Source organism: Chitinophaga sp. LS1, from assembly GCF_034274695.1.
GTDB lineage: Bacteria > Bacteroidota > Bacteroidia > Chitinophagales > Chitinophagaceae > Chitinophaga.
Genome location: NZ_CP128362.1, coordinates 2,069,275 through 2,093,016 on the forward strand (window position 1 = coordinate 2,069,275; position 23,742 = coordinate 2,093,016).

General features: G+C 45.5%; 21 protein-coding genes. 12 read left to right on the forward strand and 9 right to left on the reverse strand.

Translation table 11 applies throughout. The features are described from left to right. Positions 1-44: 44 nt before the first annotated feature. Positions 45-2,204: a S46 family peptidase gene (locus tag QQL36_RS08585; RefSeq protein ID WP_321569526.1), complete on the reverse strand. Its 2,160-nt coding sequence runs from the start codon at positions 2,202-2,204 to the stop codon at positions 45-47. Positions 2,205-2,378: 174 nt separating this feature from the next. Here QQL36_RS08585 and QQL36_RS08590 point away from each other — a divergent pair, with 174 nt between their 5' ends. From QQL36_RS08590 to recA, 5 genes are all read left to right on the forward strand, one after another. Then, positions 2,379-2,810 (forward strand): hypothetical protein, encoded by a 432-nt coding sequence (locus QQL36_RS08590; RefSeq protein ID WP_143708922.1) that lies wholly within the window; start codon positions 2,379-2,381, stop codon positions 2,808-2,810. Between the two features lie 76 nt (positions 2,811-2,886). Further along, a complete protein-coding gene (locus QQL36_RS08595; protein WP_083725158.1) occupies positions 2,887-3,498 on the forward strand; it encodes a ribonuclease HII in 612 nt (203 codons plus the stop codon). A 64-nt stretch (positions 3,499-3,562) separates the two neighbouring features. Continuing rightward, positions 3,563-5,059: an RNA polymerase factor sigma-54 gene (gene rpoN, locus QQL36_RS08600; protein WP_083725160.1), complete on the forward strand. Its 1,497-nt coding sequence runs from the start codon at positions 3,563-3,565 to the stop codon at positions 5,057-5,059. Positions 5,060-5,098: 39 nt separating this feature from the next. After that, positions 5,099-5,791: a hypothetical protein gene (locus tag QQL36_RS08605; protein WP_143708923.1), complete on the forward strand. Its 693-nt coding sequence runs from the start codon at positions 5,099-5,101 to the stop codon at positions 5,789-5,791. 236 nt (positions 5,792-6,027) lie between these two features. Beyond that, complete coding sequence (recA, locus tag QQL36_RS08610) at positions 6,028-7,038, forward strand: recombinase RecA (protein WP_083725164.1); 1,011 nt, start codon at positions 6,028-6,030, stop codon at positions 7,036-7,038. A gap of 194 nt (positions 7,039-7,232) precedes the next feature. On the opposite strand, the gene QQL36_RS08615 is transcribed toward recA, so the two are convergent. From QQL36_RS08615 to rlmD, 7 genes are all read right to left on the reverse strand, one after another. Further along, positions 7,233-8,213: a M28 family peptidase gene (locus tag QQL36_RS08615; protein ID WP_321569527.1), complete on the reverse strand. Its 981-nt coding sequence runs from the start codon at positions 8,211-8,213 to the stop codon at positions 7,233-7,235. Positions 8,214-8,240: 27 nt separating this feature from the next. Next, on the reverse strand, positions 8,241-9,737 hold the full coding sequence (cysS, locus tag QQL36_RS08620) for a cysteine--tRNA ligase (protein WP_083725168.1): 1,497 nt from the start codon (positions 9,735-9,737) through the stop codon (positions 8,241-8,243). Positions 9,738-9,812: 75 nt separating this feature from the next. Further along, positions 9,813-10,877: an endonuclease/exonuclease/phosphatase family protein gene (locus QQL36_RS08625; RefSeq protein ID WP_321569528.1), complete on the reverse strand. Its 1,065-nt coding sequence runs from the start codon at positions 10,875-10,877 to the stop codon at positions 9,813-9,815. Between the two features lie 104 nt (positions 10,878-10,981). Continuing rightward, complete coding sequence (locus QQL36_RS08630) at positions 10,982-12,046, reverse strand: endonuclease/exonuclease/phosphatase family protein (RefSeq protein ID WP_321569529.1); 1,065 nt, start codon at positions 12,044-12,046, stop codon at positions 10,982-10,984. A gap of 94 nt (positions 12,047-12,140) precedes the next feature. Next, positions 12,141-12,893 carry a rhomboid family intramembrane serine protease gene (locus QQL36_RS08635; RefSeq protein WP_321569530.1) on the reverse strand — a complete coding sequence of 251 codons (753 nt, stop codon included), beginning with the start codon at positions 12,891-12,893 and terminating at the stop codon, positions 12,141-12,143. Between the two features lie 37 nt (positions 12,894-12,930). Beyond that, positions 12,931-13,749: a rhomboid family intramembrane serine protease gene (locus tag QQL36_RS08640; RefSeq protein WP_083725175.1), complete on the reverse strand. Its 819-nt coding sequence runs from the start codon at positions 13,747-13,749 to the stop codon at positions 12,931-12,933. Positions 13,750-13,773: 24 nt separating this feature from the next. Next, positions 13,774-15,180: a 23S rRNA (uracil(1939)-C(5))-methyltransferase RlmD gene (gene rlmD / locus QQL36_RS08645; RefSeq protein WP_321569531.1), complete on the reverse strand. Its 1,407-nt coding sequence runs from the start codon at positions 15,178-15,180 to the stop codon at positions 13,774-13,776. Between the two features lie 101 nt (positions 15,181-15,281). Here rlmD and QQL36_RS08650 point away from each other — a divergent pair, with 101 nt between their 5' ends. The 4 genes from QQL36_RS08650 (at position 15,282) to QQL36_RS08665 (ending at position 19,177) form a co-directional block, all read left to right on the forward strand. Next, the gene (locus tag QQL36_RS08650; protein WP_179091197.1) at positions 15,282-16,691 is read left to right on the forward strand and encodes a TlpA family protein disulfide reductase; all 1,410 of its coding nucleotides are present in this window, start codon (positions 15,282-15,284) and stop codon (positions 16,689-16,691) included. Between the two features lie 246 nt (positions 16,692-16,937). Beyond that, a complete protein-coding gene (locus QQL36_RS08655; RefSeq protein WP_083723354.1) occupies positions 16,938-17,630 on the forward strand; it encodes a porin family protein in 693 nt (230 codons plus the stop codon). Between the two features lie 117 nt (positions 17,631-17,747). Further along, positions 17,748-18,356, forward strand: a complete 609-nt coding sequence (locus tag QQL36_RS08660; protein ID WP_321569532.1) for a porin family protein — start codon at positions 17,748-17,750, stop codon at positions 18,354-18,356. A gap of 125 nt (positions 18,357-18,481) precedes the next feature. Beyond that, complete coding sequence (locus QQL36_RS08665) at positions 18,482-19,177, forward strand: porin family protein (RefSeq protein ID WP_321569533.1); 696 nt, start codon at positions 18,482-18,484, stop codon at positions 19,175-19,177. A 309-nt stretch (positions 19,178-19,486) separates the two neighbouring features. On the opposite strand, the gene metF is transcribed toward QQL36_RS08665, so the two are convergent. Beyond that, positions 19,487-20,440 (reverse strand): methylenetetrahydrofolate reductase [NAD(P)H], encoded by a 954-nt coding sequence (gene metF / locus QQL36_RS08670; protein ID WP_083723351.1) that lies wholly within the window; start codon positions 20,438-20,440, stop codon positions 19,487-19,489. 189 nt (positions 20,441-20,629) lie between these two features. Between metF and lptB the strand changes: the two genes are divergently transcribed. The 3 genes from lptB to fabG are packed head-to-tail and all read left to right on the forward strand — an operon-like array spanning position 20,630 to position 23,735. Then, on the forward strand, positions 20,630-21,394 hold the full coding sequence (gene lptB, locus QQL36_RS08675) for an LPS export ABC transporter ATP-binding protein (RefSeq protein ID WP_083723350.1): 765 nt from the start codon (positions 20,630-20,632) through the stop codon (positions 21,392-21,394). Between the two features lie 30 nt (positions 21,395-21,424). Next, positions 21,425-22,957 carry a GH3 auxin-responsive promoter family protein gene (locus tag QQL36_RS08680; protein ID WP_083723349.1) on the forward strand — a complete coding sequence of 511 codons (1,533 nt, stop codon included), beginning with the start codon at positions 21,425-21,427 and terminating at the stop codon, positions 22,955-22,957. A gap of 28 nt (positions 22,958-22,985) precedes the next feature. Further along, positions 22,986-23,735, forward strand: coding sequence for a 3-oxoacyl-[acyl-carrier-protein] reductase (gene fabG, locus QQL36_RS08685; RefSeq protein WP_083723348.1), 750 nt, complete (start codon positions 22,986-22,988; stop codon positions 23,733-23,735). The last annotated feature ends 7 nt before the right edge of the window (positions 23,736-23,742 follow it).

Consider the following 23,742-nt stretch of genomic DNA (forward strand, 5'->3'; position numbering starts at 1 on the left):
CATCTGCCTGGTCTGACAGATGCTTTTTTATATCGTAAGATATTTTATTGCTTTACGAGCTTCAGCTCACTTACTATATTCGGTGCGCCGCCCAGTTTGTCTATACACCAGAGTACATAGCGGATATCAACACAGATCGTACGGTTGTAAACAGGATCAAACTGAATCTTGTGGCTCAGTGCTTCATAGTTACCATCAAATGCTAACCCGATCAGTTCACCATTGCCATTCAGCACAGGAGAACCGGAGTTACCGCCGGTGATGTCATTGGTAGTAATGAAACAGGTCACGATATCATTCTTGCGTGCATCTTTATATTGACCGAAATCTTTCTTGTTGTACAGGTCTACGTAATTAGCCGGCAGGTCAAACTCATAATCTCCTGGTTTGTATTTTTCCAGCACCCCCTTCATGGTACAAACATAATCGTAAGATACTGCATCGCGTGGTGTATATGGTTTTACCTGTCCGTAAGTAAGACGCATTGAGAAGTTTGCATCAGGATACCATTTCTTGTTTGGTTCCATCTGCATCAGGCCTTTCAGGTAAGCCCTGCCGAGGTCATTAATTTTGGTAACAAACTGGTTGTACAATGGCAGGTACTTGCTGCTCCAATTCTTGATGAACGCACTGGAATATGCAAATGCCGGGTCCTGTTGAAGGGTCACTGCATCCGGGTGCTCTATGAAAGCTTTCCAGCGGGTGTCGTTCATGATCATGCTGCTGGACATCAATGCTGCCGCCCAGAGACGGTAGGTATTGTCTTCGTCCAGGCTACCGAATTTCGCTTTTATAGCATCGAAGAACCCGATAGGATGTTGCGCCGCAGGAACGTCGGTATAGAACATGCGGCAGGTGGCTGCCAGTATTTTCTGATCGCTGGTTTTATCTTCATCTTCCAGGAAAGCAGTGCGTGCTTTGTCAGCCGCCTGAATACTTTTGTTAAGTACATCGGCGCTGGTGCCTGATTGTACCATTGCTTTTTCCAGGGCCTGCAGGCTGGCGGCAAAACCGGCCAAAGGAGAACCCATAATACCTTCATTGATGTAGATGCGGTGTTTTGCATATGGAGTCCATTCCTTGTAAGTCTGTGCATAATCGGCAAAGATTTGCTCAAACTCAGGTTTGCCCTGTGCCCATTTTACAAAAGCGCTTTCCTGTGTTTGTTTTTGTTCCTCTACTTTATATTTGAGTAGTTGTTTGGTTTCACCGTCGTAAAACTTCCAGTAGTTGGCCACGCCGGCATAATAAGATGCCAGTTTCAGTTTGATAGCCGGATCTTTTTTCATCTGGTCAAACATGTATTTCAGGCGTACTGCGCGAAGGTTTACGATGGAAGGATTTTCTACGTCGATTTTCAGTTTCACGCCTTCGGAGCTTTCATACCTGTTGGTACCACCAGGGTAACCAAAGATCATGGCATAATCGTTCTCCTTGATACCCTTAATGGATACAGGCAGGAAGTGTTTTGGTTTCAATGGTACGTTGTCAGCAGCGTAATCGGCTGGTTTACCATCTTTGTTTGCATATACACGGAATACGGAGAAGTCGCCTGTATGGCGTGGCCATTCCCAGTTGTCAGTGTCGCCACCAAATTTCCCGATGCTTTCAGGAGGGGCGCCTACGAGGCGGATATCTTTATAGCGTTCGTATACGAAGAGGAGGAATTGATTGCCTTTGAAGAGGGGGAGTACTTTAGCTTCGTAGCCGGTACCGTTGGTAGCTTCGGTCACGATTTCGCCGATGGCGGTCTGCTGTTTCTTCATTCTGTCCTGGCCAGTGAGTCCCTGGAGGGCGTCTTCCATTTTCTTAGTCACATCATCAACACGTACCAGGAATTGTACGGTCAGGCCGTTAGCAGGGATTTCCTGTGTTTTGGTCTGGGCGTAGAATCCATTTTTCAGGTAGTTATGTTCCACAGTGCTGGCTGTAGCAATTGCATCGTATCCGCAGTGGTGGTTGGTGAAAATGAGTCCCTGATTGCTCACGATTTCGCCGGTACAGCCGCCGCCGAAGATGATAATTGCATCTTTTACCGATGCCTTATTGATGCTGTATAACTGTTCTTTGGTAAGTTTCAGTCCTTTCTGGACCATATCATTGTACACTTGCTGCCCTAATAAGTAAGGAAGCCACATACCTTCGTCTGCTTTGGCGAATTTAACTGCCAATAACAGCAAAAGCAGCAGAACTTTTTTCTTCATTGATATCGTATTTTTTTGAAAACAGGGCCAAACCTAGCTAATTTTTAGGTATTGGCCGCTGATATTATGATGGGAGGGGGCTGATTGTCGGCCAGGCATAATTATGGAATGGCATTTGTTAAAGGGGAGATGATTATAGCAATCATGCACACAAACTATATTAAAAGCCTACTTATGAAGAAGCTATTGTATCTATTGGCTGCTGTTGCATTCTTCGCCTGTAACGAGACGCCAAAGCAGGAGGAAAAGAAGGACACGCTGAAAGCAGGTGTGGAAAAAATTGGACAAGATGTTAAGTCCGCTGCCGGCGCTGCTGGGGATTACCTGGATGAAGAGCGGCAGAAGCTGAGAGGAGACCTGGAAGAGCGAAAGAATGATATTGATAAAAAAATGGACCAGCTAAAGAGTGACGGATCCGCCAGAAGTAAGGAGGCCCGCCGTAAACTGGGTGTGCTGAGAGACCAGATCAATGGGAAACTGGATGAACTGAAAAATGGCACTGCTGCCGGTTGGGACAGTACCCGTACCGATATCGATACTGCCTTAAAGCGTTCCGACAGGGAATGGACGAACTTCAAACAGGATTTCAAAGAATTATTCCAGTAAGAATTTAGATGTTTGCCGGGTACCGGAACATGGCTAAAATCCCTAACTTTACCGGGCAACAATCAAAAGAAACGCCTTGTTACGTTCATACCATCAGAAAGAAATAGCATTTGAAGCCGGCTGTGACGAAGCTGGCAGAGGGTGTCTGGCAGGGCCGGTTTTTGCGGCGGCAGTCATACTGCCAGTGAAATTCCGCCACAAACTGCTCAACGATTCCAAACAGCTGAAAGTTGCCGACAGGGAATATCTGCGCGGGGTAATAGAGGAAAAGGCACTCTTCTATGCGGTAGCAAGTGTAGATAATGAGGAGATTGACAAAATCAACATATTACAGGCTTCATTCAGGGCCATGCACTTAGCACTGGAAAAGTTGCAGCAACAACCCGGGTACATCCTGGTAGATGGCAACCGTTTCAAACCCTATGGAAATGTCCCCCATGCCTGCATTATCAAAGGAGATGGTATTTATGCTTCAATAGCCGCAGCATCTATATTGGCCAAGACTTACAGGGATGAATATATGATGAAGCTGCACGAACAGTTTCCACATTTCGGCTGGCTTGAAAACAAAGGTTATCCTACAATTCAGCACCGGAATGCCATCAGAGTACATGGAGATACTCCCTTTCACAGAAAGTCTTTCCGGTTACTGCCGGATGAACAGCTTTCGCTGGACTTTGGAGGGTGAGTGACTATAGACCAGATTAGTAAACACTATTGTTATTATTTTTGCCCTTGGATAGGATCAGACTATGTTAAAGCAGACACAACAGCAGAAGCTATTACAGAAATTGTCGCCTCAGCAGATTCAGCTCATGAAACTGTTGCAGGTCCCTACTGCCGTACTTGAAGAAAGGATCAAGGAGGAGCTGGAGGAGAACCCTGCCCTTGAATATGGGGAAGAGGCACATGAGGAGGAATTTAAAGATCCGCAGGATGAGTTTTCAGGTAATGAAGAAGGAGAGGGTGACGACGAGTTTGAACCAGATGGAAGTGAGAATGAGTATGATAATATTGACATCTCCGAGTATGTAAGCGAAGGCGATGATGATATAGCAGACTATAAACTGCGCGATGATAACTACCCCGATCAGGATGAGAACAAAACCATTCCGGTGCGGGTAGAGACGTCTTTCCACGAGCACCTGCTTGAACAATTGGGCATGCTGGAGCTGGATGAAAGAAAAAACGCCATTGCTGAGCAGATCATTGGAAGTATTGACGACGATGGATACCTGCGCAGGGAAGTGAGTGCCATTGTGGACGACCTTTCCTTTTCACAGAACGTAAGTACAGATGAGGAAGAGATCAGGGATCTGATCAAAAAGATACAGGATTTCGATCCGCCCGGTATCTGTGCCACCGATCTGAAAGAGTGCCTGTTGCTGCAGTTGAAACGCAAGCCACAGGACGATGATGGAGTAGCAGGCGCCTACATGATCCTGGAAAACTACTTTGACGAGTTTACCAAGAAACACTACGAGAAGATCCAGAAGGGTCTTAATATGAGTGACGAAGGTCTGAAAGAAGCCATTGGCCAGATCATCCGTCTTACACCAAAGCCGGGTGGTAACTATGCTACGCTGAACAAGGCAGAAAGCTATGTGGTGCCAGACTTCTTTATCCTGAACAACAATGGTAAACTGGAGCTGACGCTGAATTCAAAGAATGCGCCTGATCTGCGTATTTCAGAAGGCTACCGTGACATGCTGAAAGAGTATGATCGTGGTGATAAAAAGGACAAGCGTCAGAAAGAGGCTGTACTTTTTATCAAGCAGAAGATTGATGCCGCCAAGTGGTTCATAGACGCTATCAAGCAAAGGCAACATACGCTGTTGTCTACCATGGAATCTATCATGGGATACCAGAGAGAGTTTTTCCTGACAGGGGATGAAACTACCATGCGCCCAATGATCCTGAAAGATATTGCGGACATCACCCAGCTGGATATTTCTACAGTGAGCCGTGTGGCCAACAGTAAGTATGTGCAGACGGAGTTTGGTACCTTCAAACTGAAATTTTTCTTTAGCGAATCATTATCGACAGATAGTGGGGAAGAGGTATCTACCCGTGAGGTAAAGAAGATACTGTCTGACCTGATAGAAGGAGAGAACAAGCGGAAACCACTGAGCGACGAAAACCTGACGAAGATGTTGCAGGACAAGGGATATAATATTGCCCGCCGTACAGTAGCAAAGTACCGTGAGCAGCTGAATATTCCGGTAGCAAGGCTAAGGAAGGAATTATAATAGGGCCGCTGTACAGCCCGAAATGTACACATGATTTAAATGGAACAAGCAACTATACACGCAACAGATAACCGGCCTGAACAAGCGTCGGATTTTAGTCCCGTGCTTCGCGGGATCTCAATGTTCATTTCTTATCTGCTGCATCCTCTTTTTATACCGCTGCTGGTGACCTGGCTGGTGGTGCATGCACTGCCTGAGTACTTTGTGACCTTCAAACAGATCAGTTTCCGGTTTGCTTACGATACCCTGTACTTCAGGGTCATCGCGATCAGTATCTTTTTTCCTGCACTGACGGTAGGGCTTTCCAGGGCGCTGAACTTTATAGATAGTTTGCACCTGCGTACCCAAAAGGATCGTATCATACCATATATTGCCTGCACGATTTACTACTTCTGGGCATTTTATGCCTTTAAAAAGCAGGGTGTAGCACCACCTTTCTTCAATGTCTTCTTTTTAGGGGTGTTTCTTGCGGTTAGCCTGGCCATGGTGCTCAATACGAGAATGAAAGTGAGCATGCATACGGTAGGCTGGGGCGGCGTGATCGGGTTTATCCTGATCGTGATGTTCAGTCTGCAGTTGAATGTAAGCGGCGTATTGATACTAGCCTTGTTCCTTTCAGCTATTGTTGCAACTGCACGCCTTATATTGAATGCCCATGAACCAGTGGAGATTTACGCTGGTTTCCTGGTGGGTATACTGGCACAACTGATCGCATATGTCATAGTCGGATAAGAGAAATTTTACCCTTTTTTTTCAGTTATTTTCTGGCTGCGCAAATTCAGTGCGCGAGGGCATCTCATCTTTGTAGTGTTATTTGATAATTGACATCTGCGTCTGTTGTGAGTTAACCCCCTCATTTTATTTTGCTAGCTAATTTAGCAAAGCTCGTAAAATGCTAAAAATTTTAGGAAAATAGAAAATTATATAATAATTTAGCACACCATTAATTTGTAAAAAATCTTACTAATATGTCTACAGCAAATACAGATAAACTGAAGGCCCTGCGCCTTACGATGGACAAGATCGAGAAGGATTTTGGAAAGGGATCCGTGATGATGATGGGAGAGAAGGGAGTTGTTCCTATGGAGGTTATCTCTACTGGTTCGCTGGGACTTGACATTGCGTTAGGTATTGGTGGTCTCCCCAAAGGAAGGATCATAGAAATTTACGGTCCTGAATCATCTGGTAAAACGACAGTAGCTATACATACGATTGCAGAAGCCCAGAAAAAGGGAGGTATCTGTGCAATTATCGATGCGGAACACGCATTTGACAGTTCTTATGCCCAGCGTCTGGGTGTGGATGTCGATTCACTGCTGATCTCTCAGCCAGACCATGGTGAGCAGGCATTGGAAATTGCTGACCGTCTGATCCTCTCCGGAGCGGTAGATGTGGTGGTGATTGACTCCGTAGCAGCCCTGGTACCAAAGGGTGAACTGGAAGGTGAGATGGGTGAAAGCAAGATGGGTTTACAGGCACGTTTGATGTCTCAGGCGCTGCGTAAACTGACTGCTACCATTTCAAAAACTAATTGCTGCTGCATATTTATTAACCAGCTGCGTGAAAAGATCGGGGTGATGTTTGGAAACCCGGAAACCACAACGGGTGGTAATGCGCTCAAGTTCTATGCCTCCGTACGTCTGGATATTCGCCGTATGACCCAGATTAAAGATGGAGATGAGGCTGTAGGTAACCGCGTGAAAGTAAAAGTGGTTAAAAACAAAGTTGCACCTCCCTTCCGCCAGGCTGAGTTCGATATTATCTTCGGAATGGGTATTTCCAAAGTAGGAGAGCTTATCGATATGGGTGTTGAATATGGCATTATCCAGAAAAGCGGCAGCTGGTTCAGTTATGAATCCAACAAGCTGGGCCAGGGCCGCGATGCCGTGAAGCAATTGCTGGCAGATAATCCTGAAGTAGCTGTTGAAATTGAGGGAAAGATCAAGGCGAAGTTAGCTGAGCAGGCCGCACAGGCTTAATTAAGAGTTGTTTTAGTTTTAGATATATTAAAGCTTAGAAATAGGCATTGGGTTAGTTAGTATTAACGTAATGTCCCTGCCTTTTTCAAGGCGGGGATTTTTTTGTGTCATAGCTTAAATATTTGTGTCATAGCGTAAATAAAAAACGCTTCCACCGTGAGGTAGAAGCGTTTTTATAAAAGAGCTGAATCAGATTAGAATTCAAATGGTCGTTTGTAGATCACTTCCAGGAGTGTTTGTCCTACTACCTGCAAGGTTCTCTTGTCAATCACCTGCATGTTATCATTGGTCGTATGCCAGTGTGGAGCGAAGTTACCGCTTGCCTGCATAGCAATGACATCAAATGTAGGGATCATGGCGATGGTATTGATGTACACATGGTCATCTGTGATAGTAGCGCCAGTGTTCTCATAGCGGAAGTAATCAGAATATCCAAGTCCGTTCGCCACATCCCAGAATGCCTTCATCGGGCCATAAGCGTATTGCTGTGACCCACCTTCCATATAGAACTGAGAACCTCGGCCACCCACCATATCCAGCAGGATACCGTAGTTTGCTTTATAACCTTTTACATGTGGGTTTCTGGCCCAATACTGTGTACCCAGGCAATAGCTGTTTTCATCTTCACTTACACCACTGTCTTCCACATCTTCCAGCAGAATATCGATACCCGCAGCTGGATGTTGTGCATGCAATTGACGCGCTACTTCCAGTAGCACACCTACACCACTTGCACCATCGTCTGCACCATCAAACTGTTTGGTTTTATCAAACGCATCCTGGTCAGCATGAGGTCTGGTATCCCAGTGTGTGAGCAACAGGATACGCTGTGCAGCATCGGGATTGAAGGTCGCAATCACATTGATACAGGGAACAGATTTACCACCGGGGATAGTCACGTTGGTCCGCTGAATGTACAGCGTATCGGCCAGTGGTTTGAACTGAGAGATGATCCAGTCCGCACAGGCTGTCTGTGCAGGTGTGGCGGGAATGCGCGGACCAAAGGTGACCTGTTTGGCAGTATAGGCGTATGCACTATCTGCATTGAAAACAGGAACATTCACATTGGACTGTTTTGTAGTGGTCGTCTCAGTAGTATCGGCTGGTTTAGTACCCGAATGACAGGCAGCAGCACAAATAGCTACTCCTGTTAAAATGCCAATCAATTTACGCATATGAAACAAGAACATTTTATGATCGTCTTACTGGATAGTATAGCTAACGCTACCATCCTTTTCATCTTTTAACTGAATACCGGCTGCCAGCAGCTGGTTACGGATCCTGTCTGAAGTAGCATAGTCTTTACGGGTCTTTGCTTCTTTACGCATCTCAATAATCAGTTGCATCACGCCATCCAGTGTATTATTGTCAGAAGCCAGGTTTTCCGGCTCAAGTGCGAGAATGTCTATCAGCCAGGTTTTCCAGGTCTTTTTGATTAGCTGGAAAGTATCTTCACTGATTTCATGCATTTTGATCTGTCCTCCCTTCAGGGAGTTGATCACAGGTGTTATCTCGAACAGGTTGGCCAGTACTTTGGCGGTGTTGATATCATCATTCATGAAGTCCTGGCATTCTTCGCACCAGGTACGTACCTGCTTATCCAGCTCTTCGTTCAGTTCACCACCGGTGTTGGCATACTCGAGTTTCTGCAGTACTTCATAGGCACTCCACAGGCGTTGTAAGCCTTTTTCGGCAGCCTGCAGTGCTTCGTTGGAAAAGTCGAGCGTGCTACGGTAGTGTGTTTGCAATATGAAGAAGCGAACGGTCATTGGGCTGTACGGTTTTTCCAGCTGATAGTTATCGCCGGTAAACAGTTCAGTGAGGCGGATAGTATTATTATACGCCTTACCCATTTTACGACCATCTATGGTGATCATGTTGTTGTGCATCCAGTAGCGGGCCATCATCTCACCGTGTGCAATTTCGCTTTGTGCGATTTCACACTCGTGGTGTGGGAACTGCAGGTCCATACCACCACCGTGGATGTCGAACTGCGTGCCCAGGTACTTGCTGCTCATGGCAGAACACTCAATATGCCAGCCTGGGAAACCTTCTCCCCATGGGCTAGGCCAGCGCATCAGGTGCTCGGGAGGTGCATTCTTCCATAGGGCAAAGTCTACTTTGTTACGCTTTTCATCCTGGTTTTCCAGCTCGCGGGTGGTTTCCAGCATGTCTTCCAGCACACGGCCACTGAGGATACCGTAGTCGTGGGAAGCAGCATATTTTTTTACATCAAAATATACGGAGCCATTCACCTCGTAGGCATAGCCTTTTTCGATGATGGTTTTGATCATTTCAATCTGTTCGATGATATGACCGGTAGCCGTAGGTTCGATACTTGGCTCCAGCGTGTTGAACTCACGGAATGCCCAGTGGAACAGGTTTGTATATTTCTGGACCAGCTCCATTGGCTCCAGCTTTTCCAGCTGCGCTTTTTTGCTGATCTTATCTTCGGCTTCACGGCCTTCTTCCTCAAAGTGACCGGCATCGGTAATATTCCTCACATAACGGACTTTGTAGCCGAGATGTTGCAGGTACCTGTATACCACGTCGAAGGTGATGTAAGGGCGGGCGTGTCCCAGGTGGGACTCCCCTGATACGGTCGGACCACACACATACATACCAACATGACCAGGATACAATGGGGTAAATACTTCCTTTTGTCGCTTCAGCGAGTTGTAAACTTTAAGCTCAGACATATCGTTTAATTCGGATTGCAAAGATAGTTATTGTTTCGTCAGGGAAATGACAGTCCCGGGCACCAGTCATCCAAATTATTTTGCATGGGTCAGGGAAAAGTTGGCAATAACGGGATAATGATCGGAGAGGTCAGAATTTATTTTACGATAAGAGTTGATTGTGAATGATTTATCGCAGAAAATATAGTCAATCCGCAAGGTAGGGGCCAGCCCGGCAAAGGTGCGGCCTATGCCACTGCCTTTTTGGAGGAAGGCGTCCTGTAAGGAGCCACGGATGGTAAAATAGGTATAAGAGGCAGGGGTATCGTTGAAGTCCCCGCATACAATAGTGCGGTAGGGACTGGTTTTGATAAAATCTGCAACGACCCGGGTCTGGCGGGCACGTCCTACATAGGCGTCCTTCATTTTTTCAACGATGTTGCGGGTGGCTACCAGCCCGCTGTCCTGTTGGTTTTTGATCTTCTGGATATTGTGGTAATCCCGCTGATCGAAACGATAGGAGGCCAGGTGCATATTGATAATGCGGATGGTATCGCCATCTCTCACAATATCTGCATAGATCAGGCTCTCGCTGCGTGGCCCTGTGGACATCTTGATCTTGTCCGACTTGATGATCGGGTACCGGGAGTAGATAATGGAGCCCCAGTGCTGCATGCCGGCACGATTAAAGTCGCTGGAAAAATAGCGGTAGGGCAGGTGCATTTCGTGAGAGATATCTTCCCGGTTATTGAAGTCATTTTTCTTTTCTGATGTATAGAAGTCCTGGAAGCATACCACATCCAGCTGCTGCTTTTTGATCAGGGCAAACATGGCCTGTCTGGTATACTTACTATCTTTTTCCCTGTATAATCCAAACTGGGCTACGTTGTAGCTCATCACACTGAGACCGTCTGGTGGGGCAGACAATTGTTTTTCTGCAGAAGGAAAGTTGAAGGCAATGAAAGCAGAGATGGACTTCCAGCCGATTACAATGGCCAGCAGAGAAAGCAGGCAGTATTTATAATCGAAGATTAACCAGCAGATGAAGAAGAGGATTAAAATCAGTAACAGTATTGGAAACAGCAGAGTAAAAAAGCTGATGGGCCACCACTGAACGGGAGATACAAAAGGAGCCAGGCATGCTACCAGAAAGAATAGCATGACAATGATATTGACCGTTAGAAAAAAACCTTTCGTAAATAACCGAAGAAATCTCAACTCCTATCGCTTTTGCGAATAAAGATAATTGAAACGATCTAACTTTGTTATAGTGATAAGCTTGCCATTATTGGAAAATGTTCAAAACCCTTGTGGGGAAAGGAGCTAAAGCCATTCACATGAAAAGGTGATTGTGTAAGTATATAGTCAATGCGCAGGGTAGGTGCGAGAAAAGAGAGCGTTCTGCCAATGCCCCAGCCCTGTTCCAGAAATGCGTCCTGCAGGTTTGGTGAAATCGTGTTGTAAGTATAAGAGACGGGTACATCGTTGAAATCGCCGCAAACGATGGCTGGATAAGGGCTTTCTTTAATTAGTGCTGCCAGTTGTTCTGCCTGTGTGGAACGCTTACCAAAGGTATTTTTCATCCTGGCTGCGAGGCCTTTGGCTTGTGATGTTTCACCTTGTAATGCAGCGTAATCTTTATGCCGGAACATATAGGATTGCAGTTGTGCAGTAAGGATGCGGATAGTATGTTCATTTATCTTTATATCAGCCTGCAGAATACTGCTACCGCTGCCTACATCGCTGTGGCCGCAGGGAATGTGACAGGCTGATACAATAGGGTATTTAGAAAATAATACGATACCGTATTGCCAGGTATTCCAGCGTGTTTTATCGCAGGTGAAGTAGTGATAAGGGTAGTGTAGTTTTTCTTTGATGGCACTCAGGTGATCTGTATGATCAGGGCCATTGTTGGTATAAAATTCCTGCATGCAGAGAATGTCTGGTGTTGCTGATGCAAGGGTGCTATAAATAGATTGTTTGATAGCGGAGTCTTCAGCATATTTTTTCAATCCCATGCTGCTGCTGTTGAAAGTCATGAGGGTGAAGCTGCCACCTTGTGGAGTTGCTGCATGGCCTGCGGGATGATGACCAAAGGTAACCAGCAGTGCTCTGCAGGAGAGGAGGATGCCGGCCAGCGAAAGTCCCCAATAGGGTTTCTTTCGTATCATCCAATAGACCAGGTAGACCACGTTAATGAGGAATACGATGGGAAAGAATAGTCCGGCGAAGCCGCTCAGCCACCATTTACCTGGGTTAAGGTAAGGGAGCCAGCTGGAAAGGATCAGGGATAATGCGACGATACCCGTGGCGATGAAAGCTTTTGACAATGTACAGGGGTTTCTATAAAAATAACAAAATACTCAATAAAGTGAAAACGCTTCTGTCATTGACAGAAGCGTTTTCACTTTATTTGTTTCTTTATTAATTTTCTTTCGGATGGAAGAGGTGTGTGGCTTTGTACACCAGCTTATTGAAGCCGGCTCCCCAGTCATTGCCTTTTTTCCACGCACTCATAAATAAGAAGCCCGTGATTGCTCCGCCGATGAGTGCGGGCAGGGTAGTAAGGTCATGATGTGAAAACAGGTGTTCTGATACTGCCATGAGGATGTACAATACAGTTACTACCCACATTGGGATACCGCCGCCGCCGTTCAGCTTTTGAAAGAAACGAACATCAGGCGCCAGTAAAAGTGTTGCTACGGCCAGTGACATCACGGAGGCAGAAGAGCCAAAATAAGAGGCAAAGAATTGAGTAGGATGCCAGGCAGGTATGAACTGCATGCCCAGCATATAGAGGAGATTGCCTGCCATGCCGCCAAAAAGATATAACGGAAGGATAATACCAGGCCCTGCTTTGCGCTGTAGCACAGAACCAAAAGCCCAGAGCCATACCATATTTCCAAATATCAGCCAAACGCTCTCATTTACAAAGAGGGAGGTGATAAATGTCCATGGTAAACGAGCCAGTCTGCTGAAGCTGGCAGGTAATATCACATTATTCATTACATCCAGGTTGAACCGGATGGTTGAATTACCTTCGATATTATAAACTATTTGTGTAAAAAATAGCAGGATAAATACTGTCAGGTTCACCAGTAATAACTGGGTGACCATATTCTTTCCTTCTCCCAGTGAGAGGATTGGCATTGGTTCTCCTTTTTCGGCTACGTCCATTGACCTAAAACTTTAGGGGCCAAAGGTACGATTCCATTTAGTAAAAATGGCGCCGGTTCTTCCTGTTCCAGTTTCGGAGCAGCAGGTAGCTGAACAGTACACCCCCCAGGTGGGCAAAATGCGCCACATTATCACCGGCGGTATTCCGGACACCGGATACGAGTTCCAGCAGGATCATGAAGGTAACGATGTACTTGGCCTTGATCGGGAAGAGGAAGTAGAGGTACACCAGGCTGTTGGGAAACAGGTATCCGAAGGCGAAGAGCAATCCGAAAACTGCGCCGGAAGCGCCCAGGGTAGCTGCATCGCGGTAGCCGATCTGGAATTCACGCAGGAATAATTTAGACATTTCTACCTTGGCAGGTGTATCCGGGAAGCTTAATTCCTGATTAATGGAATTGACCAGGTCGTAATGTGTGGTAAGGTTATGGAAGTTCGTAAAATTCGGATCAGCAAGGTAAGTATTGATCTCATGAGTGAGCCGCATATTTTCGTAAGTGATCACGCCCATGTGGCAGAGGGCTGCACCCAATCCACAGATGAGATAGAACATCAGGAAGCGCTTAGGCCCCCAGAGGTTTTCGAGTGTAGCGCCAAACATCCACAGGGTGAACATATTGGAGAACAGGTGCTCGATAGAACCATGCATAAAAAGGTGAGTCAGCACCTGGTGAGGCTTGAACAGGGGCGAGCCCCAATAGTGGAGGGCAAAGAGGTCCGTCAGGAAATGATTCGATGATGGATTCTGAATCTCTCCCATTGTATATTGTCCAAGAAATACCAAGCCATTGATGATCAATAGGTTTTTAATCACCAGCGGTAATATGTCGAAACTGCGGGGCCTGAACTCACTCATTATGATTTCCGATTCTGATTATTACTAATACCTTTTTTCTAACAATACCACGTTCTCAATATGATGTGTATGCGGGAACATGTCTACAGGCTGGATTTTCTTCACAGCATACAACTGATCCAGCAGCGCCAGGTCTCTGGCCTGGGTAGCCGGGTTACAGCTTACATACACGATACGGGGTGCTGCAATTTCAAGTAGTTTGTTCACTAGTTTTTCGTGCATACCAGCCCGAGGAGGGTCAGTGATGATCACATCTGGTTGCCCATGTTGGGCAAAGAATGCATCGTTACAAATGTCTACTACGTCGCCAGCGAAGAATGTTGCATTGTTTACGCCATTGCGGGCTGCATTTTCTTTTGCATCGTCTATCGCTTCTTTAATCAGTTCAATTCCCACTACTTTTCCAGCCTGTCTGGATACAAAAATACCAATACTGCCTGTTCCACAATATAAATCATAAACAATTTCTGTTCCTGTTAATCCGGCAAATTCTCTTGTTACCCGGTAAAGGGCTTCTCCCTGGTAAGTATTCGTCTGGAAAAAGGACTTAGGGCCAATTTTGAACGTAAAGTCTTCCAGTTTTTCTTCTGCATATCCTTTTCCGAAGTACACTTTAGGCTCCAGGTCAAAGATGCTGTCGTTCAACTTGGGGTTGATCGTATACAGCAGTGTGGTAATACCGGGTACGGTCGCCAGCAGGTGGTCCAGCAGGGCTTCGCGGTCTTTCTTGTTTTCGTGTTGGATAACAAGGTTGACCATGACTTCGCCTGTGGTTAAGATGCGCACCACCAGGTTGCGCAGCCAGCCTACCTGGGCGCGGATATCGTAGAAAGAGAGATCGTGTTCGAGTGCATAAGCCCTGATGGTATTGCGGATCGCGTTGACAGGTTCTGCTTCGAGGTAGCAGGTATTGATGTCAAGCACCTTGTCGAAGAGCTTGGGTACGTGGAATCCGAGGGCATTCATCCTGGGAATGGTACCGTCTTCGGCAATCGCTTCAGATGGCATCCAGGCTTTGTTGCTGAATGTGAATTCCAGTTTGTTGCGGTAATGTGTAACGTGTTTGGAGCCAAGGATGGGCTGCATTTCAGGAAGTTCCAGTTTTCCGATGCGGGTCAGGTTGTCGGTTACCTGCTGCTGCTTGTAGGAGAGCTGCTTGTCATACGGGAGCATTTGCCACTTACAGCCGCCACAGGTGCCGAAGTGCTCACAAAAAGGAGTCACGCGGTCAGCTGCGTAGCTATGAAAGCGGATGGCGCGGCCTTCGGCCCAGTCTTTCTTGCTTTTGCCCAGGCGAACATCTACAACGTCACCAGGGACTACGCCACCTTCAATGAAGATCACTTTGCCGTCAATGCGGGCCAGTGCTTTCCCTTCTGCTGCATATGCGGTCACGGGAACTTTTTCCAGAATTACGTTTTTTTTCCTCACGGGTGCAAAGGTAGGATTTTCAAAGAGTAATGTGGGCGTGCAAGGGAGTCGTATTTTTCAAATTCCTAATTCTTGGTTACATTTACATCAACCGATGTCCTATGCATAAACTTATGATAATACTGGCGTTTGTATGCTCTGCAATGCAGCTACAGGCCCAGAATGGCTACAAGATCACAGTACAGCTAAAACAGTACAAAGGTGGTATGATGTACCTGGCCCAGTATATGGGTAAAAAGACATATATGGCAGATTCCGCCATGCTGAATGACCAGGGTGTAGCAGTGCTACAGGGAAAAGAGGCCTTACCCGGCGGTATTTATCTTGTAGTGTTCCCCGGTAAAACACGGTATTTTGAAATGTTGCTGGACAGCAAACAGGAAAACTTCTCCGTTTCAGCAGATACTTCAGACCTGATCAATAAAACAATTTATAAGAACTCTCCGGAGAATGAACTCTTCGTGGATTACAATAAATTCCTGTCCAAAGATGTGGCCTCCCTGAACAAGGAAGCACAGGCCCTGCTGGCAAAACATACGGCAGCAGACACTGCCAGTGCCAGACAGGTACAGACAGAATTGGGCAAAAAGCTGCAGGCCTACAGGAACAATGTGATGACCAATCATCCCCAAAGCCTGTTGACCAGCATTTTCAAAATGATGAAAGATCCGGAAGTGCCACCTAAGCCAGCGGATGCCGATTCTACCTTTGGCTACCGCTACTATAGAAGCCACTACTGGGACAATACCAACCTCAGTGACGGACGTCTGGCCCGCACACCTGTACTGGAAGATAAAATGAACAGGTACTTTACCCAATTGGTACCAATGGATCCTGATTCCATCAATGTTGCGGCAGATGAACTGATTGAAAAGACACGCAAGGATAAAGAGAACTTCAAGTTTGTAGTGTGGTGGCTGACCTCTACATATGAGTCATCTCCTTACATGGGAATGGATGCCGTGTTCGTGCACCTGGTAGAAAAGTATTATGTAGCAGGTGATGCTTACTGGCTGAATGATGAACAACTGAATAAGATCATTTCCCGTGCATACTCCATAGCACCTAATCTGATTGGTCAACAGGCGCCGCCACTGGAAGTAAAGGATAGTGCTATGAAACCTCTTTCGCTGTATACCACCAAAGGTAAATTTACAGTGCTTGTATTCTGGGATCCTACCTGTGGACACTGTAAGATAGAAGTCCCCAGGCTGGATTCTGCCTATAATGCGAGCTGGAAAAACAAAGGTGTAACCATGATTGGTTTCAAGACAGAAGGTACCAAAGAGCAGTGGGAACAATTCATTCATGACAACCATCTGAAAGGATGGATCCATGCATGGGATCCTGATGCACAGTCTAACTATAGACGCCTATACGACGTATATAGTACACCGGTAGTGTACCTGCTGGACGAGAAGAAGAAGATTGTTGCAAAGAGACTGGGTGTGGAGCAGTTGAATGAATTTATCGAGCGATCAGATAATAAGGGCAAAACAGCGAAGAAATAATCCACGACTGTGTAATGGAGCGTACAGGTTGTATACACATCAACCACATGAGAAGTTATTATAGATAATTTATCCCGTGTATCACAAATACACGGGATTTTTTTTGAGGACACAAAAATGTAAGTAAATATTAAATGACTATATATTTAATGTTGTAACCCCTTTATTATCAGATGCATCCGTTTGCTGTATTTTGCTTTGGCATAGTCTTTGGCAATGGATAGTCGTAATAAAACTTTCTAGGTTATGACAAAGAAGATGATCCTATCGTTTGCAACCCTTGCAATTTTTTCAACGAGCGCGATGGCGCAGGTACGTGTGGGTGTAAAAGGTGGCTGGAACCTTTCAACCATTACAGTTGATAACAGTGGTAGTGTAGACAAAGACAAATCACTGTCTGGTTTTAATATCGGTGTAATCGCAGATATGCCATTAGTACCAAGAATCTTATCCTTCCAGCCGGGTGTGTTTTACACTACCAAGGGTTCCAAACTGAAATCCGGAGATGAAAATGATGCCGTGCATTACAAGTTTACAACCAACCCATCCTACATCGAAGTTCCGCTGAACTTCATTGGTAAATTACCTGTAGGTCCTGGCGCAAGTCTCTTTGCGGGTGTAGGTCCATACTTTGCATTTGGCGTAGCTGGTAAGAACAAAACTTACACAACTGTGGGCAGTACTACCACGATTACAGAATCAAACATCAAGTGGGATGATGATACCCCATTTAACAATGATGATCCAAACCAGGGTTATAACAAGTTGAAACGTTTTGACTGGGGTGGTAACGTACAGGTAGGTGCAGAGATCAGCAATTTCCTGATTTCAGCACAGTACGGAGTAGGTTTCGCCAAGATCAATTCCGGTGGAAATGACAGTAACAACGACAAAAACAAAAACCGTGTGTTTAGTGTTAGTGTGGGTTACCTGTTCTAATCAACAATCTTAAATAACGGGGCGTAAACAGGCAACGTCTGTAATTAAAACAACAGCTATGAACATGTATAGCATCCAACAACGCCTGTAGGGTGCTATACCGATAAATTTACCTATATGAAGAAAGTCCTTTTAGCGGCCGCCGGGCTTCTGATTGCATGTGTATCTTTTGGGCAGACAAAATGGGGGATCGTTGCAGGGCCTCTGTTCTCCAGTTATACGACCAAGGCTGATAATGTTAGCAAAAAAACCAGTGACCTGTTTACGAATGTCAGGGCTGGTATCACTGTAGATATTCCACTGGCAGAGGAATTTTATGTCGGAACCGGTCTGCTTTACTCTGGCAAGGGTGGTAAGGATGACGGTGTTAAAACCAACTTATCTTATTTACAAGTGCCAGTAAATTTCCTCTTTAAACCTGAAGTAGGTACAGGAAAGCTGAACCTTGGTGTCGGCCCTTACCTCGCATACGGTGTAGCAGGCAAGCATAAAACTACAGTAGGTAATGCTGATGTGTCCGTAAAAGCATTTGATGATGAAGCAGGAGTAGCCAGGCTGAAAAGGTTTGACGCAGGTATGGGTATTGTAGCTGGTTATGAACTGCCGGTAGGCTTGTACCTGGGTCTGAATGCAGACTTAGGTCTCATAAATGCTTATGACAATACAGACAATGGCCGGAGCTGGCATAATACCTCCTTCGGTGTTTCAGTAGGGTATAAATTTTAATGGCAAGCAATATTATATGCAGGGCTGATCTTCTTTTCAGGGGATCAGCCCTGTTACTTTGTTAACGAGCTATTAATACCCCAAATTCCCACTTATTTCCTACCTTAGTTTTCATAAACCCCTATATGTTTGAGCAATCCATTACGCGTACTTTTATATTCTTTTTATTGAGCATTTTTTTATCACCTTTCCAATTGAAGGCACAGGTTAGTTTTGGTCTGAATGTGGGAGTCAATCAATCCAGGATGCAGTTCATGGATCCCGCCGGTCATTCTGCGGAAGAAAATAAACCGCTCACAAGATTAAATGCTGATCTGTTGGTAACTGTACCCCTGATAAACGGGTTGTATGTAGAGCCAGCTATCCGGTATATTACAAAAGGTGCCAACCTGACCGCCGGTGGAGATGGGGAATACACCCGCAGGCTGGAAGTGCATTACCTGGAAATACCCGTCAATTTTACATATAAAGTGCCTGTATCATTTGGCCGGCTCACGATAGGGGCGGGGCCATATACTGCTTATGGTCTGAATGGGAATAACCGGATGCAGGTATATAATGCAGGAAATGTAGTAAGCACCACCGATTATAGTGTTGCATTCAGCGGCAGGGAGAACAAAGGTATTTATCCCGGCACGCGGCTGAATCGTTGGGATGTAGGGGCGCAGGTCTCGGCAGGTGTTGAATTTAATAACCTGCTGATATTCGGGGTTCACTATAGCAGGGGAATCCGTAACCTGGACTTGTCCGGCAACAGTACGATCCGCAATAATAGTGCAGGGGTGAGCCTGGGAATTTTACTGAGCAGGGAAGATTATTAACGGCCATAATAATACGTGCGAATCAATACAAAAGGTGTATCCGGATAGGGTGCACCTTTTTTTTATGGGAAGTAGGGGTATGTCCAGTGACCCGCGTCTTACTTGTAAACTATTTTGACATAGGATAAAACAAAAAGTGTGACAGTTATTCGGACATGCCAGTACGTTTCCACGTAATGGCATTTTTTTCTGAAAATAGTTTTCGTTCCCCGTTGGAGAATTCCCTCTTTCATGAATGTTTTATTTTAAAATAAAAAACCCGCTTTTACCTCAGGCAAAAGCGGGTTGATGATATAAGCGAAAGCCAGGTTATACTACGGCTTCTACTACTTTTCTGATCACTTCTGGTTTACCCAGGGTGTAATAGTGTAATACTGGTGCACCAAATTCCTTCAGTTCTTTAGACTGCTGGATCAGCCACTCTGTACCTACCAGTTCTACATCCTTGTCAGTCTTACATTTCAGGATTTCGTTGGCCAGATCATTCGGAATATCTACATGGAACGCCCTTGGCAGTACTGTTAACTGTTTGCGGGTGGTCATAGGTTTCAATCCTGGAATGATGGGAACAGTGATGCCCATTTCTCTGCATTTTTTGACAAAGTCAAAGTATTTCTGGTTGTCAAAAAACATCTGGGTAATGATATAATCGGCGCCATTTTCTACTTTCCGCTTCAGGTAGGTCATATCAGTAGCCAGGTTGGGTGCTTCGAAGTGTTTTTCCGGATAGCCGGCTACGCCGATACAGAATTTAGTTTTCACGCCTCCCTGCAGATCTTCTTCCAGATACATACCGTTGTTCATGTTCACAACCTGGTGCAGCAGTTCCTCTGCATAGCGGTGTCCATGTGGTTCTGGTTCGAAGGCCGGCTCGTTTTTTGGGGCATCACCACGGAGTACCAGCACATTGTCTACACCGAGGAAATTCAGGTCAATGAGGGCATTTTCCGTTTCTTCACGGCTAAAGCCACCACAAATCAGGTGAGGAACGGCATCTACATTATAATGGTTCATAACGGCAGCACAAATAGCTACTGTGCCGGGTCTTTTGCGGATTTCTACCTTTTCAAAGGAGCCATCCGACCGCTTTTTGAACATGTGTTCACTTCTATGATAGGTAACATTGATAAATGCAGGTTTGAATGCCATCAGGGGGTCCAGATGATCGTAGATAGACTCTATGCTCTTCCCTTTGAGTGGGGGAAGGATCTCGAAAGAGATCAATGTATCCTTTGCCTGTGCGATATGTTCAGTTACTTTCATAGCAAGTGGGCTTATTAAAAATATATAGCCGGACAAAAATAATGCATCTCTTAGAATTATCATCTAATAATTCTCGAATAGTCCGAATATTTATAAACCTTTGTGCTGGATTCGTAGATAAAAGCACAGGCAAGAAATGCCCGGCATTGAAAGCTGAAGTAAATGCTTATTTTTGCTAAGTTTCAACATATGGCATTAAAAATACATACAGATCAGCTGGTAAAGCGCTACGGTCAGAGAACTGTGGTCAACAACGTATCTGTTGAGGTAACTCAGGGAGAGATCGTTGGATTGCTGGGCCCGAATGGTGCCGGTAAGACAACCACGTTTTATATGGTAGTGGGCCTGATCAAGCCGGACGAGGGCCAGGTATTCCTGGACGAAGTCAACATCACCAAGCTGCCCATGTACAAAAGGGCCAAGATGGGGATAGGTTATCTTCCCCAGGAAGCATCCGTATTCCGTAAATTGAGTGTGGAAGACAATATCTCTGCGGTATTGGAAATGACTACCCTCAAGAAGGCAGAACAGAAGGAAAAACTCGAAAGTCTGCTGGAAGAATTTCGTCTCACACACGTGCGTAAAAGCCCCGGCGACGTATTGAGCGGTGGTGAGCGCAGACGTACAGAAATTGCACGTGCACTGGCGGTGGACCCTAAGTTTATCCTGCTGGATGAGCCTTTTGCTGGTATTGACCCCATTGCAGTAGAAGATATTCAATCTATCGTAGCCCGCCTTAAATATAAAAATATCGGTATTCTGATCACCGACCACAATGTACAGGAGACACTGTCCATCACTGACCGTGCCTATCTGCTATTTGAGGGTAAAATATTAAAAGCCGGATCGGCCGAAGAATTAGCTGCAGATGAACAGGTAAGGAAAGTGTATCTTGGACAGAATTTTATTTTACGTCGTAAAAATTACCTGGACGAAGCAGCTAAGCAAAAATAACTACAACTACTCCGTTCCTACCATCCTATTATGAGAATATTAAGTCCTGCAATATCACAACTGGCGCGTTTGCGCATGGGACGCATAGAGTATTTTATGCAGTATCCCCTGCAGGTGCAGCAGCAGGTATTTCAAAACCTACTCAGTGCCGCTCAGTATACTGAGTTTGGTAAGCAATATGGATTCTCGCAGATCTATAAGATTGAAGAGTTCAAGCAAAGGGTACCTATCCATAACTACGATACCCTGAAGCCATATATTCAGCGTTCTATGGAAGGTCAGCAAAACATTTTGTGGAATACACCCATAAAATGGTTTGCCAAATCCAGCGGTACAACTGCCGATAAGAGCAAGTTCATTCCTATTTCTGTAGAAAGCCTGGATGAATGTCACTATCGTGCAGGGAGAGATGTATTATCCCTTTATTATAATAATTATCCTGAGTCCAGGTTACTCACCGGCAAGTCACTGGTAATCGGTGGTAGTCACCAGGTGAACAAACTGGATCAGGAGAGCGATTCTTACTTTGGTGACCTGAGCGCAGTGATGCTCCAGAACATGCCCTTCTATGGCAATATGATCCGTACACCGGATCTGTCTATTGCCCTGATGGATGAATGGGAAGAGAAGATAGAGCGAATGGCCAATGCCGTGATCCATGAAAACGTCACCTCTATAGCAGGGGTACCTACCTGGACCATGGTATTGATCAAAAGGATCTTTGAAATCACCGGTAAGGATAACCTGGCAGACATTTGGCCTAACCTGGAACTTTACGTACACGGTGGAGTCAGTTTCACACCGTACCGTGAGCAGTTCAAAAAACTGATCCGCAAGCCGGATATGTTCTACCAGGAAACCTACAATGCCTCAGAAGGCTTCTTTGCCGCACAGGATGTGATTGGGCAGGAGGGACTGCTGTTATTCCTGAACCATGGTATCTTCTATGAGTTCATGCCGATGGAAGAAGTAGGGAAAGATCAACCACAGACACTGCAACTGAATGAAGTGGAAATGGGGAAAAACTATGCACTGGTGATCAGTACCAATGGTGGCTTATGGCGCTATATGGTGGGCGATACCGTGCAGTTTACCTCTTTGTCTCCATTCCGTGTGAAGGTGAGTGGTCGTACCAAATCATTTATCAATGCATTTGGTGAAGAATTGATTGTCGAGAATTCAGATAAGGCGATAGCCAAAGCATGTGAAGCAACGGGTGCCATTGTAAATGATTACACAGCGGCACCTATCTATTTTAGCGAAGGAGAAGCAGGGGCCCATGAATGGTTACTTGATTTTGAATTGATGCCAGATAGTGTAGATCACTTTATTGATGTACTGGATCAGACGCTGAAATCAATCAATTCTGACTACGAAGCCAAGCGTCACAAAGATATGGCGCTGCGCAGACCAGTGCTGCATGTATTGCCAAAAGGAACTTTCACCGAATGGCTGAAGAGCAAAGGCAAACTGGGTGGTCAGCACAAAGTGCCCCGGTTGAATAACGACCGGCAGCATGTCGAAGAAATTTTAAAATTCACTGGTATCACTGGTGTGATATAATTGGGTAACCATTAACTAATACGTATATATGAAATTACTGGAAAACAAAGTAGCTATCGTCACCGGGGCCAGCCGTGGTATTGGAGAAGCTATCGCAATCAAATTTGCAGAAGAGGGTGCAAATGTAGCTTTCACTTACCTGAGCTCTGATGAAAAAGCCAAAGCGCTTGAACAGAAGCTGCAAGGTATGGGCGTAAAGGCGAAAGCCTATAAATCCAATGCCGGTGTTTACGAGGAATGCGAAACGTTAATTGCCGATGTACTGAAAGAGTTCGGCGCTATCGATATTTGTGTGAACAATGCAGGTATTTCTAAAGATAATCTGCTGCTGCGCATGAGTCCTGATCAGTGGGATGATGTAATGGACATCAACCTGAAGAGCGTGTATAACATGACTAAACATGTGATCCGCCCGATGATGAAGGCTAAGTCTGGTTCCATTATTAACATGAGCTCTATTATCGGTATCAAGGGTAATGCTGGTCAGAGTAGCTATGCTGCTTCCAAGGCTGGTATTATTGGTTTTACCAAGTCTATAGCACAGGAGCTGGGTAGCCGTAACATTCGTGTGAATGCGGTGGCGCCAGGTTTCGTGGAAACTGATATGACGCACTACCTGAAGGAAGGTACCGGTGCGCAGGCTTATATTGAAAAAATTCCTTTAGGTCGCTTTGGTAGCCCTGAGGATATTGCAAATGTGACGCTGTTCCTGGCTTCTAACCTGAGTGCTTATGTAACAGGTCAGACAATCAGCACCTGCGGTGGTTTGAATATCTAATCCGGTT